Origin of the sequence: Pseudomonas sp. R37(2017), assembly GCF_002113375.1 — a bacterium.
In the GTDB taxonomy this organism is placed as follows: domain Bacteria; phylum Pseudomonadota; class Gammaproteobacteria; order Pseudomonadales; family Pseudomonadaceae; genus Aquipseudomonas.
Map to the genome: position 1 here is coordinate 258,131 of NZ_NEHO01000001.1, position 15,724 is coordinate 273,854.

Consider the following 15,724-nt stretch of genomic DNA (forward strand, 5'->3'; position numbering starts at 1 on the left):
CTGGCTCCGATATCCTTTGGTGAGTTACCCTTACGTCTTATGTGTGAATTCCCACAAGGATTGAAGAAATGTCCGAGCCAGTAAAACTGCGCGCTCATAATCAAGCCCATTGCAAGGACTGCAGCCTGGCCCCTCTTTGCCTGCCACTTTCGCTCAATCTGGAAGACATGGACGCACTGGACGAAATCGTCAAACGCGGTCGACCGCTGAAAAAAGGCGAATTTCTGTTTCGCCAGGGCGATACCTTCGATTCTGTTTACGCAGTCCGTTCCGGTGCCCTCAAGACCTTCAGCCTGAGCGACATTGGCGAAGAACAGCTCACCGGCTTCCACCTGCCGAGCGAACTGGTCGGGCTGTCGGGCATGGACACCGAAAAGCACCCAGTGTCGGCGCAAGCCCTGGAAACCACTTCGGTGTGTGAAATCCCCTTTGAACGCCTCGACGAACTGGCCCTGCAACTGCCGCAGTTGCGCCGTCAGTTGATGCGCGTGATGAGCCGCGAAATCCGTGACGACCAGCAGATGATGCTGCTGTTGTCGAAGAAGACCGCCGACGAACGCATCGCGACCTTTCTGGTCAACCTCTCGGCACGTTTCCGCGCCCGGGGTTTTTCCGCCAATCAGTTCCGCCTGAGCATGTCACGCAACGAGATCGGCAACTACCTGGGCCTGGCGGTGGAGACCGTGTCCCGCGTCTTCACGCGCTTCCAGCAAAACGAACTGATCGCGGCAGAAGGCAAGGAAATCCGGATTATCGACCCGATCCAACTCTGTGCCCTGGCGGGTGGCTCGCTGGAAAGCTGATACAAATCGTTGCGGCTGAGCGAAACGGTTCAGCCGCCGTTATACTGCGTCGTTTGCAGCCCTGCCAGGACACCACGACGATGGCCTTCGACTCCTTCGACATCAAATCCCTCATCCGCCCGGTCATCGACTTCCCGAAACCGGGTGTGATCTTTCGCGACATCACCCCGCTGTTCCAGTCGCCCACAGCCCTGCGCCTGGTGATGGACAGCTTCGCTCACCGTTACGTCGAGGCTGACTTCACCCACATCGGTGCGATGGACGCCCGTGGCTTCCTGATAGGTTCGGTATTGGCCTATCAGTTGAACAAGCCGCTGGTGCTGTTCCGCAAGCAAGGCAAGTTGCCAGCCGATGTACTGGCCGAGGGCTATGCGACCGAGTACGGCGAAGCCTTCCTGGAAGTGCACGCCGACAGCCTGTGCGAGGGGGATTCGGTGGTGATGTTCGATGACCTGATCGCGACCGGCGGCACCCTGATTGCCGCCGCCAACCTGATCCGCCGCATGGGCGCCCGGGTTCACGAAGCGGCGGCGATCATCGACCTGCCGGAACTGGGGGGCTCGCAGCGCCTGGAGGACATGGGCATTCCTACGTTCTGCCTGACGCAGTTTGCCCTGACCGACAAGTAAGCGGCGCCATTCGCGAGCAGGCTCGCTCCCACATTCGACCGCGTTCTGTCAGGAAGAATGCAATCCATTGTGGGAGCGAGCCTGCTCGCGAAAGCGTCAGCCGCTGCACCGCCAAACTCAGAGCCCCATCTGCTTGCTGATGATCTCGTTCATCACTTCCCGCGTCCCGCCGCCAATCGACAGGATCCGGTTATCGCGGTACAGCCGCTCCACCAAGCTTTCACGCATGTAACCCAGACCTCCGAGTATCTGCACCGCATCGGTCACGATCCGGTCCGCCGTATCCGTCGCAAAATTCTTGGCCATGGAAATTTCCTTGATCACACTCTGCCCCGCCGCCATTTTCGCAGCCTGGCGGTAGGTGAACTCCCGGGACACTTCCAGCGCGGTTGCCATTTCGGCGAGGCGGTGCTTGATCACCTGAAACCTGCCGATCGGTTTGCCGAAGGCTTCGCGTTGGCGCGCCCACTTCAGGCTCTCCTCCAGCGCAAGCTGTGCGGTCATGTTGGCCATCAACGCCAAGGCCAGGCGTTCGCTCTGGAAATTACCCATGATGCAGGCGAAACCCATGTTCTCGGCGCCGATGAGGTTTTCCATGGGCACCCGGCAATCATCGAAGAACAGTTCAGCGGTATCTGACGCCCACCAGCCCATTTTCTTCAACTGCCGACCTACGGTGAAACCGGGCGTGCCCTTCTCGATCAGTAACAGGCTGATGCCGGCGAAACCGGGCTCGCCCGTACGCACCGCAACGGTATAAAAATCCGCGCGTACGCCACTGGTGATGAAGGTCTTGCTGCCACTGACCCGATAGAAATCGCCATCGCGCACGGCACGGGTTTGCAGGTTGGCGACGTCGGAGCCGCCGCCAGGCTCGGTGATGGCCAGGGCGCTGATCTTCTCTCCCGACAGAACCTGCGGCAGAACACGATCACGCACTTCGGGGCGAGCCCACTTGAGAATGGGCGGCAAGCCGATATCCAGCGAACCCAGGCCGGCAACCAACCCGCCTGAGCCGCAGCGCATCAACTCCTCACTGGCGGCAACCTTGGCGAACAGATCCCCCTCATGGCTGCCTCCGTAAGCCTGCGGATAACCGATGCCGAGAATCCCCGCCGCACCGGCCTTGAGGTAAAGCTCGCGAGGAAAACTTTCGGCTTCTTCCCACTGCTCGATATCAGGAAGAATCTCGCGCTCGACGAAACGTCTGACGCTGTCGCGGACCAACTGGTGGTCGGGGTCGAAGTATTCCTGAAAGGCAGACATCGGCGAGCTCCACTGAAGAGGGTCAGTGAAGTTAACCGAGCGCTTGCTTGGTTTTCAACAGGATTGTGTACGTCGGTGGACCGAGGCGCCTTTATCGCAAGCCTGCTCGCTCCTACAGGGTAATCGGCTTACGCCCGGCAAACGAATGCGCCAGCGTCCCGCCATCCACCAGTTCCAGTTCACCACCCAGCGGCACGCCATGGGCGATGCGCGAGGCGATCAGGCCTTTGCTGGCGAGCAATTGAGCGATGTAATGCGCCGTGGCTTCGCCTTCCACGGTCGGGTTGGTGGCCAGGATGACTTCGCTGAACGTGCCGGCCTCTTCGATGCGCGCCATCAATTGCGGAATGCCAATGGCTTCCGGCCCCAGGCCGTCGAGCGGCGACAAATGGCCCTTGAGCACGAAATAGCGCCCGCGGAAACCGGTCTGCTCCACCGCATAGACATCCATCGGGCCTTCCACCACGCAGAGCAAGGTGTCGTCGCGACGGGTATCGGCGCATTGCGGGCACAGATCATCTTCCGTCAGCGTACGGCACAAACGGCAGTGACCGACCCCCTCCATGGCCTGGCTCAAGGCCAGCGCCAGTCGCGAGCCGCCGCTGCGGTCACGCTCGAGCAACTGCAACGCCATGCGCTGGGCGGTTTTCTGACCCACGCCGGGCAAAATGCGCAGGGCGTCGATCAGTTGGCGAATCAAAGGGCTGAAGCTCATGGTGGGAAAGTCCGACAAAACAACGAGACGCGGTTTATACCCGCGCCTCGGTTTAGCGTCAAATTGCAGCGTCGATTACTCAGTCTCGGGATACCCGCACCACCAACTTGCCGAAGTTGCGTCCCTCCAGCAGGCCGATGAACGCATCAGGGGCCTGCTCCAGGCCGTCGACTACATCTTCACGAAACTTCACCTTGCCATCGCGTACCCAGGGCGCCATGGCACTGAGAAACTCCGGCTGGCGATCGCCATAGTCGTCAAACACGATGAAACCCTGGATGCGCACTCGCTTGGTCAACAGGGTGCGCTGCAACAATGGCAGGCGATCCGGCCCACTCGGCGCTTCATGGGCGTTATATGAGGCGATCAGGCCGCAGAGTGGAATCCGTGCCTTCGGATTGAGCAACGGCACCACGGTGTCGAACACCTTGCCGCCGACGTTTTCATAATAAATGTCGATGCCTTTGGGACAGGCCTGCGCCAGTTCGTCAGCAAAGTCCGGGCTCTTGTGATCGATACAGGCGTCGAAGCCCAGTTCGTCGACCACATAACGGCATTTTTCCGCGCCACCGGCCACGCCGACCACGCGCAGCCCCTTGATCTTCGCCACCTGGCCGACCACAGAGCCCACCGCGCCGGACGCGGCCGCCACCACCAGGGTTTCGCCGGCCTCGGGCTGGCCGATGTCCATCAGGCCCATGTACGCGGTCATACCGGGCATCCCCAGCACACCAAGGGCCAACGAAGGACTGGGCAGGCCTTTGGGCACCGGAATGATACTGCGCCCGTCATTGATGCTGTGGCTTTGCCAACCAGTGGCACCGACCACCAGATCACCTTCCTGAAACTTCGGATTAAGCGATCGCTCGACACGACTGACCGCGCCTCCGGTCATGACTTCACCGATCTCCACCGGCGCGGCGTAGGACGGAGCATCACTCATGCGCCCGCGCATGTAGGGATCCAGCGACAGGAAAACGGTCTTGAGCAGCACCTGACCGTCGACCAGATCCGGCAGCGCCACCCGTTCCATGCGGAAATTTTCCGGCGTTGGCGCGCCTACCGGGCGAGAAGCCAGGACAATGCGTTGATTGAGGGTCATGGGGTCGGACATGGCAGCGTCTCCTTTGATCGATGGGGTTCGGTGATATAGGGAGCAGACCTTTGTGACGCTATGGCGTTCGATGTTTATTCAGTTGCGCTGGGGGTGAACCCTTCGCGAGCAGGCTCGCTCCCACATTTGGAATGCAATCCGCATCCCGCAGCCAGAAACAAAAATGCCAGGCGCGATGCCTGGCATTTTTGTAGCTCATCTGCCGCCTGAAGGCGAATCAGAATGGCAGTTTCATGCCCGGCGGCAGTTGCATGCCGGCGGTCATGCTGCCCATTTTGTCCTGGCTGTTGGCTTCGATCTTGCGCACGGCATCGTTGACCGCGGACGCGATGACCGCTTCGAGCATTTCCTTGTCGTCTTCGCTCATGCCTTCAACCAGGCTTGGGTCGATGGTCACGCTCTTGACGTCATGACGACCGGTCATCACCACGGTGACCATATCGCCACCGGCTTTACCGGTGACTTCGGCGTTGGCCAGTTCTTCCTGCATCTTGGCCATTTTTTCCTGCATCTGCTGCGCCTGCTTCATCAGGCCGGCCATGCCACCTTTCATCATGGTAATCACCTCAAAAGTACTTGGATCAAAACAGCGCCCGGCCCGAGCGGCCGGGCGCCTTCAGTTATTAGCCCTGAGTGACCAGGGTGTCGACAGGTTCAATAGTATCGTTACGGACCACCGCACCGAACTGTTGCATCATTTGCTGGATGAACGGATCGCCGTGGATCGATTCCTCCGCTTCCCGCTGGCGGTTGGCGCGCCGGCGTGCAGCCGCCTGCGCCGGGGTTTCCTGCTCGGGCTTGATCAGCTCGATGCTCAGGGTCAGCGTGCGCTGGTGATACTGGTTCAGCGCATCGTTGAGGCGACGCTGCTGAGTGGCGTTGAACAAGGCACTGTGGGCCGGGTCCAGATGCATAAGCCAATTGTCACCATCCACCGCGATCAGCGTGCAGTTGGCGGCGATGCTGCCGGTCATGCCGGAAATCGGCAATTGCGGGAACAGTTCCAGCCATTGCAGGGCCAGACCGGTGGCCGGCATTGCCGCAGGTTCCGGCTCGGGTTCGGGAGCCGGGTCGGCGGCATGCTCGCTGGCCAGTTCGTCGAGGTAACTGTAGGCCGAATCCATGTCAGGTTCGATGTAATCCTCGTCCAGCGGCGGCTCGTCATCCAGGTCCATGCCCGGCGTCGCCGCATCGACCTCGGCCACCGAAGGTTCCGGGATCGGCGCGGCGGCCCATTCCGGTGCGTCCGGCACCGCGCTGTCCGGCGTCGGCAACGGCATCGGCGGTAATTCGGGTTGTTCGCTGGCGGTTTCCAGCACCGGCGCCACCGCCGGTTGCTGAACGGGCGCTGGCTCGACCGGATCATTCCACGGCAGGTCGATAACCTCTTCGACCACCACCGCTTCGACCACAGGCGCAGGTTCTGGCTCATCGACCGGCGCAACCGGCTCAGGTACAGGCACTGGAGTCGCCACTGGCTCAGCCGCCACGGGCGCAACAGCGACGGCGACTACCGGCGCAACAACCGACGCGGCAGCCACTGAGTTTGCGGAATCAACTGTGGCCTGGCTGATCCCCACTGGCTTTAGCGGCTGCCTTGGGGCATCCGCGGTGTCTGCGGGCCGGAACGCCAGCATCCGCAGCAACACCATTTCAAAACCGCCCCGGGGATCCGGCGCCAGCGGCAGGTCGCGGCGGCCGATCAGGCCCATCTGGTAGTAGAACTGCACGTCTTCGGCCGGCAAGGCCTGGGCCAGCGCCAGCACGCGATCACGGTCGCCATGGCCGTTATCGACACCTTCCGGCAAGGCCTGGGCGATGGCGACGCGGTGCAGCACATTGAGAATTTCCGATAGCACGCCGTTCCAGTCCGGACCTTGTTCGGCCAGGCGGCGGACGGCTTCGAGCAGCGCCTTGGCATCGCCTTCGAGCAATGCATGCAGGACGTCGTAGACCTGCCCGTGATCGAGGGTCCCGAGCATTGCCCGCACATCGGCGGCCATGACCTTGCCCTCACCGAAGGCAATCGCCTGGTCAGTCAGGCTCATGGCGTCACGCATCGACCCGTCGGCGGCACGCCCCAGCAACCACAGCGCATCGTCTTCGAACGGGACGTTCTCGACACCCAATACATGGGTCAAGTGCTCGACCACGCGCTCCGGCGTCATGTTCTTCAGGGAGAACTGCAAACACCGCGACAGGATCGTTGCAGGAAGTTTCTGCGGATCGGTGGTGGCCAGGATGAACTTGACGTAGGGTGGCGGCTCTTCGAGGGTTTTGAGCAGCGCGTTGAAGGAATGGCTGGAGAGCATGTGCACTTCGTCGATCAGGTAGACCTTGAAGCGCCCGCGGCTCGGGGCGTACTGCACGTTGTCGAGCAGTTCGCGAGTGTCTTCGACCTTGGTGCGGCTCGCGGCGTCGATCTCGATCAGGTCGACAAAGCGGCCTTCGTCGATTTCACGGCACACCGAGCACTCGCCACAGGGCGAAGAAGTGATGCCTGTTTCGCAGTTGAGGCACTTGGCGATGATCCGCGCGATGGTGGTCTTGCCGACCCCGCGAGTACCGGTGAACAGGTACGCGTGGTGCAGCCGCTGGCTGTCCAAGGCATTGATCAGAGCCTTGAGCACATGGGTCTGGCCGACCATTTCGCGGAACGAGCGCGGACGCCATTTACGTGCAAGAACCTGATAACTCATCGAAAACCGTCGCAGCGAAGGAAGCAGAAGCGGCTAATGCTAGCGGAGCAAGGCACAAATTGCATCCGGTGCGCTCGTGTATTCTGGCTAAGCTGCATATCGGAGGGCTTTTAACGGAGTGTTTATGCGGTTGGCCTTGGGGGCATTGCTGTTGATCAACCTGGATGGCGTAGCCGCTGAAGCGCCTTTGCGCTTCGCGATTACCGACAGCTGGACCATGCCCATGGTGCAACTGGAACAGGGCAAGCCGACCCAGGGCATCCTGTATGACGTGATGCTCAGCCTCGCGACCCAGGTCGGCCTACCAGCCGAATTCCATGTGCTGCCCCGCGCACGGGTGCAAAATGCCATGGAACACGGCGAAGTCGATGTCCGCTGTTATGCCGCGCAATCGTGGCTGCCCCACCAGATCGGCGACGTCCTCTGGAGCATCCCGCTTTTTATCCAGCCCGACCTGCTGATCGCCAGGCGTGCGGAGCCCGCCGTCGTCAATCCGGCGGATTTGTCGAATCAGACCATCGGCACCGTACTGGGCTATAGCTACCCAACCCTGCAACCGCTGTTCGAAACCGATCAATTGCTTCGTGACGATGCGCGCAACCAGGAACTGGTCCTGGAAAAACTGCTCGCCGGGCGCAACCGTTATGCCGTCAGCAATCAATGGAGCCTGGACTGGTTCAATCAACGCCTGCTACCGGCGCAACAGCTGCACAGCGTGGCGGTGTTGCAGGAACAGAATATCGGCTGCTACGTGCGCAACGACCCGCAAGTACCGGTACAGCGCATTCTGAGCACCCTTGCCCGAATGAAGATGTCCGGGGAAATCGACGAGATCGTCCGGCTGTATATCGGGGGCGAGCCTGCTGCCGACAAATCGGAAACGACAAAAAACCGCCTTGGGCAAAACCCTGGCAGCTGACAAGAAGTCATTTCAGAAAATAACGCGAGAGAACACTCGCGTGGCGTTAAGGTGGTAACCCTACCAGCCACACCCCGGCACACAATGTCACCGCTGCGGCTGCTCCCTTCCAGGCCTGACCGGGTTCACGGCTGATCGTTGCGGGGGGACCGATAGGGTCACCATAACGACACTCACCTGTCGGCGAGCCGCGCCATTGTACCTATCTGAGGCGAAGTTACAACCGTTGGTTGGGATAAAAAACATGAGGGGGCTCAAGCACTTGCCAATGTACTTGGAGCGCCTCGCCCGCCCTGCCTTCCTCGTGCCGGATGGTCACTGCCAGCGGCAATACAGGCTGTGCCGCACACAAGCCGCGTACAACCCTCTGTGGCGAGGAAGCGGGAACAAGCGACCTCACCACAGGTCATGGCATCAGACGGAAATGCCATGATCTTTCAGGAAGCCGACAAACGCCTCTTCATCCAGCACTTTCAACCCCAAATCATTGGCCTTGGTCAACTTCGACCCCGCACCCGGCCCCGCCACCACGCAATGGGTCTTGGCCGACACCGAACCCGCGACCTTGGCGCCAAGGCTTTCCAGTTTGTCCTTGGCTACATCACGGCTCATCAGCTCCAGCGAACCGGTGAGCACCCAGGTCTGCCCTGCCAGCGGCAGGCCTTCGACGACTTTCTTCTCGCTCTGCCAGTGCATGCCGAAATCGGCCAATTGTTTTTCGGCCGCTTCGGCCAATTGGCGATTGGCCTCGACCGCAAAGAACTCGCGCACCGAATTGGCCTGTTTCTCCGGTAGCGCCTGGCGCATATCGAGCCAGTCCGCGCCAATTACCGCCTGCAGCGAGCCGAATTTGTCCGCCAGTTTCTGCGCGCCCCCCGGACCGACCAATGGAATATGCAGCTTGTCGAGGAAACCACCCAGCGTGGTGCTCGCCGAAAACTCGGCGCCCAACTCGCCCTGATCCTGAATCTGCAAACCATGCTTGAGCAAATCAGCGATCACCTGCCGGTTATGGGCATCCTCGAAGAAGCTGTGGATCTCGAACGCGACTTCCAGGCCGACATCCGGCAAGTACGTCAGCACCTGCGGCAAGGCCTGCTGCACCCGCTCCAGCGAACCCAGGGAGCGCGCCAGCACCTTGGCCGTCTCCTCGCCGACATCGGGAATCCCGAGGGCGTAGATGAATCGCGCCAGGCCCGGTTTCTTGCTGTCTTCGATGGCGCCGAGCAGATTTTTGCTCGACAGCTCGGCAAAGCCTTCCAGGTCGACGATCTGCTCGAACGTCAGGGCGTACAGATCGGCCGGCGAGCTCACCAGGCCTTCGTCGACCAGTTGCTCGACACTCTTCTCACCCAGGCCCTCGATGTCCATGGCGCGACGGGAAACGAAGTGAATGATGGCCTGCTTGAGTTGCGCGCCGCAGGCCAGACGCCCGACGCAGCGATACACCGCCCCTTCACTGACCGTCTCGCGGCCTTTGCTGCGCTTGATCAGTTGCGTGCGCTCGACATGGGAGCCGCATACCGGGCACTGCTCGGGAATCTGCACCGGCCGGGCGTTTTCCGGACGACGCTCCATGACCACTTGCACCACTTGCGGAATCACGTCACCGGCACGGCGAATGATCACGGTGTCGCCGATCATCAGCCCCAGACGCGCCACTTCATCCATGTTGTGCAGCGTGGCATTGGCCACTGTGACACCCGCGACCTTGACCGGCTTCAAGCGCGCCACCGGCGTCACCGCCCCGGTACGGCCGACCTGGAATTCCACATCGAGCAGCTCGGTGAGCTCTTCCATCGCCGGGAACTTGTGAGCGATGGCCCAACGCGGCTCACGGGCGCGGAAGCCCAGTTCGCGCTGGGAGGCAATGCTGTTGACCTTGAACACCACGCCATCGATTTCATACGGCAGCGCGTTGCGCCGCTCACCGATGTCGCGGTAGTAATCCAGGCACTCGGCGATGCCCTGCGCCCGTTTCAGCTCATGACTGATCGGCATGCCCCAGGCCTTGAGTTGCTGCAGGTTGCCGATGTGCGAATCGGCAATCTCCGCAGACACCTGGCCGATGCCGTAGCAGCAGAATTCCAGTGGACGGTTGGCGGTGATCTTCGAATCCAGCTGGCGCAAACTGCCGGCTGCGGCGTTGCGCGGGTTGGCGAAGGTCTTGCCGCCGACCTCCAGCTGTGTGGCATTGAGCCGCTCGAAGCCGGCCTTGGACATGAACACTTCGCCGCGCACTTCCAGGGTCGCCGGCCACCCAGTGCCGTGCAACTTGAGCGGGATGTTGCGCACGGTGCGCACGTTGACGCTGATGTCTTCGCCGGTCGTGCCATCACCGCGGGTAGCGCCGCGCACCAGGACGCCATCCTGATACAGCAGGCTGACGGCCAGGCCATCGAGCTTGGGTTCACAGCTGTATTCAACGATTGCGCCGCCACCGAACAGGTCGCCCGCCGGCAAATCCAGGCCTTCGGTCACCCGGCGGTCGAACTCGCGCATGTCGGTTTCTTCGAAGGCGTTGCCGAGGCTGAGCATCGGCACTTCGTGACGCACCTGGGTAAACGCCGACAGCGCCGCGCTTCCCACTCGCTGGGTCGGCGAGTCGCTGGTGATCAGCTCTGGGTTGGCCGCTTCCAGCGCCTTGAGCTCATTGAACAAGCGGTCGTATTCGGCGTCCGGAATGCTCGGCTCGTCCAGCACGTGGTAGCGATAGTTGTGCTGATCCAGCTCAGCGCGCAGCTCTAAAATACGGTTCTTGGCGGCGGTCATGGGTGTTCTCTCATAAAGCAAAAGAGCAGCCGAGGCTGCTCAATTTTCATATTTCGGCCCGGCAAGGGGCTGCATTTGTGGCGAGGGGGCTTGCCCCCGTTCGGTGGCGAAGCCGCCGTAAATCCTGCAATCGCGCTGAAGCTGACACAACGAGGGGGATGGTTTTGGGGCCGCTTTGCAGCCCAACGGGGGCAAGCCCCCTCGCCACAAGAGCCCGCTCCAGCCATTTCAATCAACGTTTCTGGGTCAATGCGCGGCGTTCGAATTCGACGATGCGCTGACGGTAGTGCTCGATCGTCTGGGCGGTCAGCACGCTGCGCTGGTCGTCCTTCAGTTCGCCGTTGAGCTCCTGGGACAATTTACGCGCCGCTGCCACCATCACGTCGAAGGCCTGCTTCGGATGGCGAGGGCCTGGCAGCCCCAGGAAGAAGCTCACCGCCGGCGTGCTGAAGTGGTCGATGTCGTCCAGGTCGAATACGCCTGGCTTGACGGCGTTGGCCATGGAGAACAGCACTTCACCGTTGCCCGCCATGCTTTCGTGGCGGTGGAAAATATCCATCTCGCCGAAACGCAGGCCGCTTTCGAGAATGTTCTGCAACAGCGCCGGGCCCTTGAACCCGGCAGCGTCGCGGCAAATCACACTGATCACCAGCACTTCTTCAGCTTGCGGCTGATCTTTGTCGCCGAGCGATGGCGAGGACTTGCCGTCAGCCGGGAAGTCGTCGTCGCGACTGCTCAAGCTTGGCCCGCCGTCCAGATCCAGGCTGAGGTTCATGTCGCCCTGGGAAGGCTCGCTATGGCCACGCTTGCCGCGTTTGGAACCCGACTCGCGAGGTTCACGGGCAGGCATGCTCACCGACGGCAGATCCTGCTCGTCCAGTTGCGGTTCTTTTTGTGTGTCCAGCACTCGCGACGGGCCCAGCAACTCGGCGCTGCTGTCCTCGTCCGGCAGGTTGGACAGACTTCGGTCAAGACGGAACTTCAATTTGCCCTTGCCGCCGCGCATCCGGCGCCAGCCATCAAAAAGAATACCGGCAATGACAATAATGCCGATGACGATCAGCCACTCGCGCAGACCGATTTCCATGTAATCCCGTGCCTCTATAAAAAATGCTGAAAAATAAGGGGTTTACAACCTGCAAACCGCTTTAAAACGTGGCGCCAACTCTATGTTCTGACAGGCGTTTTGCCCACGTATACGAAAAATTGACATTAAACTAGCACGACCAAAGGCAACTTTACAGGGCTGCGCAGCTTCAAGCTTCAAGCTTCAAGCTTCAAGCTTCAAGCTGCCTTACTTGCAGCTTGTAGCTCGCCGCTAGGCGTCCACCATCGCCATCGCCTCCTCCACGTCCACCGCCACCAGACGTGAACAACCGGGTTCGTGCATCGTCACACCCATCAGTTGCTCGGCCATTTCCATGGCGATCTTGTTGTGGGTGATATAGATGAACTGCACTGTCTGTGACATTTCTTTTACCAACCGCGCGTAGCGTCCAACGTTAGCGTCATCCAGTGGCGCGTCAACTTCATCGAGCATGCAGAACGGCGCCGGATTCAACTTGAAGATCGCAAAAACCAGAGCCAGTGCGGTCAGCGCTTTTTCGCCACCGGAGAGCAAATGGATGGTGCTGTTCTTCTTTCCTGGCGGCTGCGCCATGATCGTTACCCCTGTATCGAGTAGATCTTCGCCCGTCAGTTCCAAATACGCGCGCCCTCCACCGAAAACTTTTGGGAAAAGCGCCTGTAAACCGCCGTTGATCTGATCAAAGGTATCCTTGAAACGGTTACGGGTTTCCTTGTCGATCTTGCGAATCACGTTTTCGAGGGTTTCGAGTGCTTCGACCAGGTCGTCGTTCTGCGCATCCAGATAACGTTTACGCTCCGATTGTTGCTGGTACTCATCGATGGCCGCCAGGTTGATCGCACCGAGGCGCTGAATCCTCGCAGCGATGCGCTCGAGCTCCTCCTCGGCATCCTTCTCGCTGGCTTCGGCAGTCAAGGTCGCGAGCACGCCATGGAGATCGTAGCCGTCTTCCAGCAACTGGTCCTGCAAGGTCTTGCGGCGCACGGTCAGGGCTTGCCATTCCATGCGCTGGGTTTCGAGCTGGCTGCGAATCAACTGGGATTGCTGCTCGGCCTGGCTGCGGCGCTTCTCGGCCTCGCGCAATTCGCGGTCGGCATCTTCGAGGGCGATCTGTGCGGTCTTGAGTTCCTCATCGACGGTCATGCGCTTGTCGAGCAGCTCTTCGAGTTTCAGACGCAGCTCTTCCAGTGGCGCTTCGCCCTCTTCCAGATTGAGGCTCAACTGTTCGCGCTTTTCAGTCAGGCGCTCGGACTGCATCTCCAGACGCTCCAGGGCCTGGCGCGTGGAATCGTGCTGCGCCCTGAGCGAGCCCAGACGCACCGCCAACTGGTGGGCGTGATCCTTGTGCTGTCGCGCTTCCTGACGTACCCGATCCAGACGCTCACGCAAGCTGTCGCGTTGCGCCAACAGCAATTCACGCTGCTCGGTGTCCTGGGCCATGCTGTCGAGGGCTTCCTGCAATCGCAGACGCGCTTCACCGATGTTTTCGTGCTCCAGCGCCCGCTGTTCGTCCAGTTCGGTGAGCTCTTCGTCGAGACGGGTGCGGCGCAAGTTCAATTGCTCGGCCTTGGCTTTGCCGGCGGAGAGTTGCGCTTTCAGTTCACCTTGCTGGCGGGCTTCGTCCTGCAGCAAACGGCGCAGATGTTCGCGACCGTTTTCCTGCTGACGCTGCTGCGCCCTGAGATTTTGCAGCTGGGTTTCCAGGGTTTCGACGGTGGCTTCGCGCTCTTCGCGCTCAAGGCCCAGTTGCTGGATTTCCTGGCCCCGGGCGAGCACGCCGCTTTCGGCTTCACTGGCCCGGCGTACACGCAAGAAGTGCCGGCCGACCCAGTAACCGTCACGGCTGATCAGGCTCTGCCCGGCAGCCAATTGACTGCGCAAGGCCAAGGCCTGCTCGAGACTGTCCACCGGCTTGACCTGCCCCAGCCATGGCGACAGATCGATCTGCGCCTCGACCTTGTCCAGCAGGCTGCCCGGCACCCGTACGCCATCGTTGGCCGGGCTGAGCAAACGCAGGTCGCCCTGGGCAAAACCCGACAGATCGAAACCGTTGAAATCATCCACCAACACCGCTTGCAGGTCGGCGCCGAGCACGGTTTCCACCGCCAGTTCCCAGCCGGCCTCGACTTTCAGGCCTTCGGCCAGGCGCGGGCGACTGGCGAGATTCTGTTCGCGCAGCCATTCGGCGGTGCCCGTGCCCGGATCGAGCGCGGCTTGCTGCAAGGCTTCGAGCGAAGCCAGCCGACCGTTGAGGCGCTGCAAATCGCCCTGGGCCTGCTGTTGCGCCGTCAGCGTCTGTTGTAGCTGCTGGCGCAGTTGCTCGAGTTTTTCGACCTGGGCTTCTTCACTGGTCTGCAAATCCTCAAGGGTCGCTTCGGATTCCGCGAGCTGCTCGCTGAGTTCCATGATTGCCGCGTCTTCCGGGTCCGCCGAGAGCAAGGCGCGTTCTTCGCCAAGACGCTTCTGGCGATCGCCCAGGCGCTCCAGACTGGTCTCCAGCTGCTGGATCCGCGATTGCTGCACTTCGGCCTGGCGGCGCGGTTCGGCGGCGGTGAGGTTGAACGCATCCCACTGCTCTTGCCAGCCATGCATGGTGGTTTCGGACTCTTCCAGCGCGGCGGCGGCCTCTTCGGCTGCGGCGCTGGTGACTTCCTGCTCCGGGGTGAGCATGTCCAACTCTTCGCCCAGGGTCAGCAGCAATGTGCGGTCGTGGCCCAGGTGCGATTCGGTTTCCAGGCGCGCGCGCTCGGCCTCTTTCAGATCATCCTGCAACTGGCGCAAGCGCTGCTGGCCATGCTGGATGCTCTGTTCGACCCGGGCAATGTCGCCGCCGACCGAATAGAAGCGCCCTTGCACCAGATTGAAGCGTTCCGACAGATCGTGATGCCCGTCACGCAGGCGCTCGATGCTCGCGTCGGCATTGCGTTGCTCGGCCACCAGGGCTTCGAAAGAAACCTCCTGGTTGCCGATGATCGCTTCACGCTGACCGACCTGATCGTTCAGCGCCTGCCAGCGCAGGGCCGACAGCTGGGCCTTGAGCTGGCGCTCCTCGGCCTTGAACTCCTGGTACTTCCGGGCGGCCTCGGCCTGGCGGTGCAAGCGTTCGAGCTGACGCTCAAGCTCTTCGCGCAGGTCGGTCAGGCGCTCAAGGTTTTCATGGGTGCGGCGAATACGGTTTTCCGTCTCGCGCCGGCGCTCCTTGTACTTGGAGATCCCTGCGGCCTCTTCGATGAAGTTGCGCAGGTCTTCGGGCTTGGACTCGATCAGCTTGGAGATCATCCCCTGCTCGATGATCGAGTAACTGCGCGGACCGAGGCCGGTGCCGAGAAAGATATCGGTGATGTCGCGGCGCCGGCATTTGGTGCCGTTGAGGTAATAGGTGGTCTGGCTGTCGCGGGTCACTTTGCGGCGAATGGAGATTTCCGCATAGGCCGCGTACTCGCCGAGCAAGGTGCCGTCGGAGTTGTCGAACACCAGTTCGATGCTCGCCTGGCTCACCGGCTTGCGGCTGGTCGAGCCGTTGAAGATGACGTCGGTCATCGACTCGCCACGGAGGTTCTTCGCCGAACTCTCGCCCATCACCCAGCGTACGGCGTCGATGATGTTCGATTTGCCACAGCCATTGGGCCCGACAACCGCCGCCATGTTACTGGGGAAGTTCACCGTGGTCGGGTCGACGAAGGACTTGAACCCCGCCAGCTTGATGCACTTGAGCCGCAA

General features: G+C 61.1%; 11 protein-coding genes and 1 other RNA gene. 3 read left to right on the plus strand and 9 right to left on the minus strand.

What is annotated here, in order from left to right; genetic code table 11:
• Nucleotides 1–68: 68 nt before the first annotated feature.
• Nucleotides 69–803 carry a fumarate/nitrate reduction transcriptional regulator Fnr gene (gene fnr, locus CAG47_RS01215; RefSeq protein ID WP_085723104.1) on the plus strand — a complete coding sequence of 245 codons (735 nt, stop codon included), beginning with the start codon at nucleotides 69–71 and terminating at the stop codon, nucleotides 801–803.
• A gap of 80 nt (nucleotides 804–883) precedes the next feature.
• The gene (locus CAG47_RS01220; RefSeq protein WP_007985920.1) at nucleotides 884–1,432 is read left to right on the plus strand and encodes an adenine phosphoribosyltransferase; all 549 of its coding nucleotides are present in this window, start codon (nucleotides 884–886) and stop codon (nucleotides 1,430–1,432) included.
• A gap of 117 nt (nucleotides 1,433–1,549) precedes the next feature.
• On the opposite strand, the gene CAG47_RS01225 is transcribed toward CAG47_RS01220, so the two are convergent.
• From CAG47_RS01225 to dnaX, 5 genes are all read right to left on the minus strand, one after another.
• On the minus strand, nucleotides 1,550–2,698 hold the full coding sequence (locus tag CAG47_RS01225) for an acyl-CoA dehydrogenase family protein (RefSeq protein WP_085723105.1): 1,149 nt from the start codon (nucleotides 2,696–2,698) through the stop codon (nucleotides 1,550–1,552).
• Nucleotides 2,699–2,810: 112 nt separating this feature from the next.
• The gene (gene recR / locus CAG47_RS01230) at nucleotides 2,811–3,413 is read right to left on the minus strand and encodes a recombination mediator RecR (RefSeq protein WP_085723106.1); all 603 of its coding nucleotides are present in this window, start codon (nucleotides 3,411–3,413) and stop codon (nucleotides 2,811–2,813) included.
• 79 nt (nucleotides 3,414–3,492) lie between these two features.
• Entirely contained in the window at nucleotides 3,493–4,527 is a 1,035-nt protein-coding gene (locus CAG47_RS01235; protein ID WP_085723107.1) for an NADP-dependent oxidoreductase, read from the minus strand.
• 217 nt (nucleotides 4,528–4,744) lie between these two features.
• Nucleotides 4,745–5,083 carry a YbaB/EbfC family nucleoid-associated protein gene (locus CAG47_RS01240; protein WP_007971455.1) on the minus strand — a complete coding sequence of 113 codons (339 nt, stop codon included), beginning with the start codon at nucleotides 5,081–5,083 and terminating at the stop codon, nucleotides 4,745–4,747.
• Between the two features lie 67 nt (nucleotides 5,084–5,150).
• Nucleotides 5,151–7,226 carry a DNA polymerase III subunit gamma/tau gene (gene dnaX / locus CAG47_RS01245; protein WP_085723108.1) on the minus strand — a complete coding sequence of 692 codons (2,076 nt, stop codon included), beginning with the start codon at nucleotides 7,224–7,226 and terminating at the stop codon, nucleotides 5,151–5,153.
• A 124-nt stretch (nucleotides 7,227–7,350) separates the two neighbouring features.
• On the opposite strand from dnaX, the gene CAG47_RS01250 reads away from it, so the two are divergent.
• Entirely contained in the window at nucleotides 7,351–8,145 is a 795-nt protein-coding gene (locus CAG47_RS01250) for an ABC transporter substrate-binding protein (protein WP_085723109.1), read from the plus strand.
• 58 nt (nucleotides 8,146–8,203) lie between these two features.
• On the opposite strand, the gene ffs is transcribed toward CAG47_RS01250, so the two are convergent.
• The 4 genes from ffs to smc form a co-directional block, all read right to left on the minus strand.
• Nucleotides 8,204–8,300: signal recognition particle sRNA small type (gene ffs, locus CAG47_RS01255), an RNA gene on the minus strand.
• A 259-nt stretch (nucleotides 8,301–8,559) separates the two neighbouring features.
• Nucleotides 8,560–10,917: an NAD-dependent DNA ligase LigA gene (ligA, locus tag CAG47_RS01260; RefSeq protein WP_085723110.1), complete on the minus strand. Its 2,358-nt coding sequence runs from the start codon at nucleotides 10,915–10,917 to the stop codon at nucleotides 8,560–8,562.
• A gap of 232 nt (nucleotides 10,918–11,149) precedes the next feature.
• Nucleotides 11,150–12,004: a cell division protein ZipA gene (zipA, locus tag CAG47_RS01265; RefSeq protein ID WP_085723111.1), complete on the minus strand. Its 855-nt coding sequence runs from the start codon at nucleotides 12,002–12,004 to the stop codon at nucleotides 11,150–11,152.
• A 231-nt stretch (nucleotides 12,005–12,235) separates the two neighbouring features.
• Nucleotides 12,236–15,724, minus strand: a complete 3,489-nt coding sequence (gene smc / locus CAG47_RS01270) for a chromosome segregation protein SMC (RefSeq protein WP_085723112.1) — start codon at nucleotides 15,722–15,724, stop codon at nucleotides 12,236–12,238.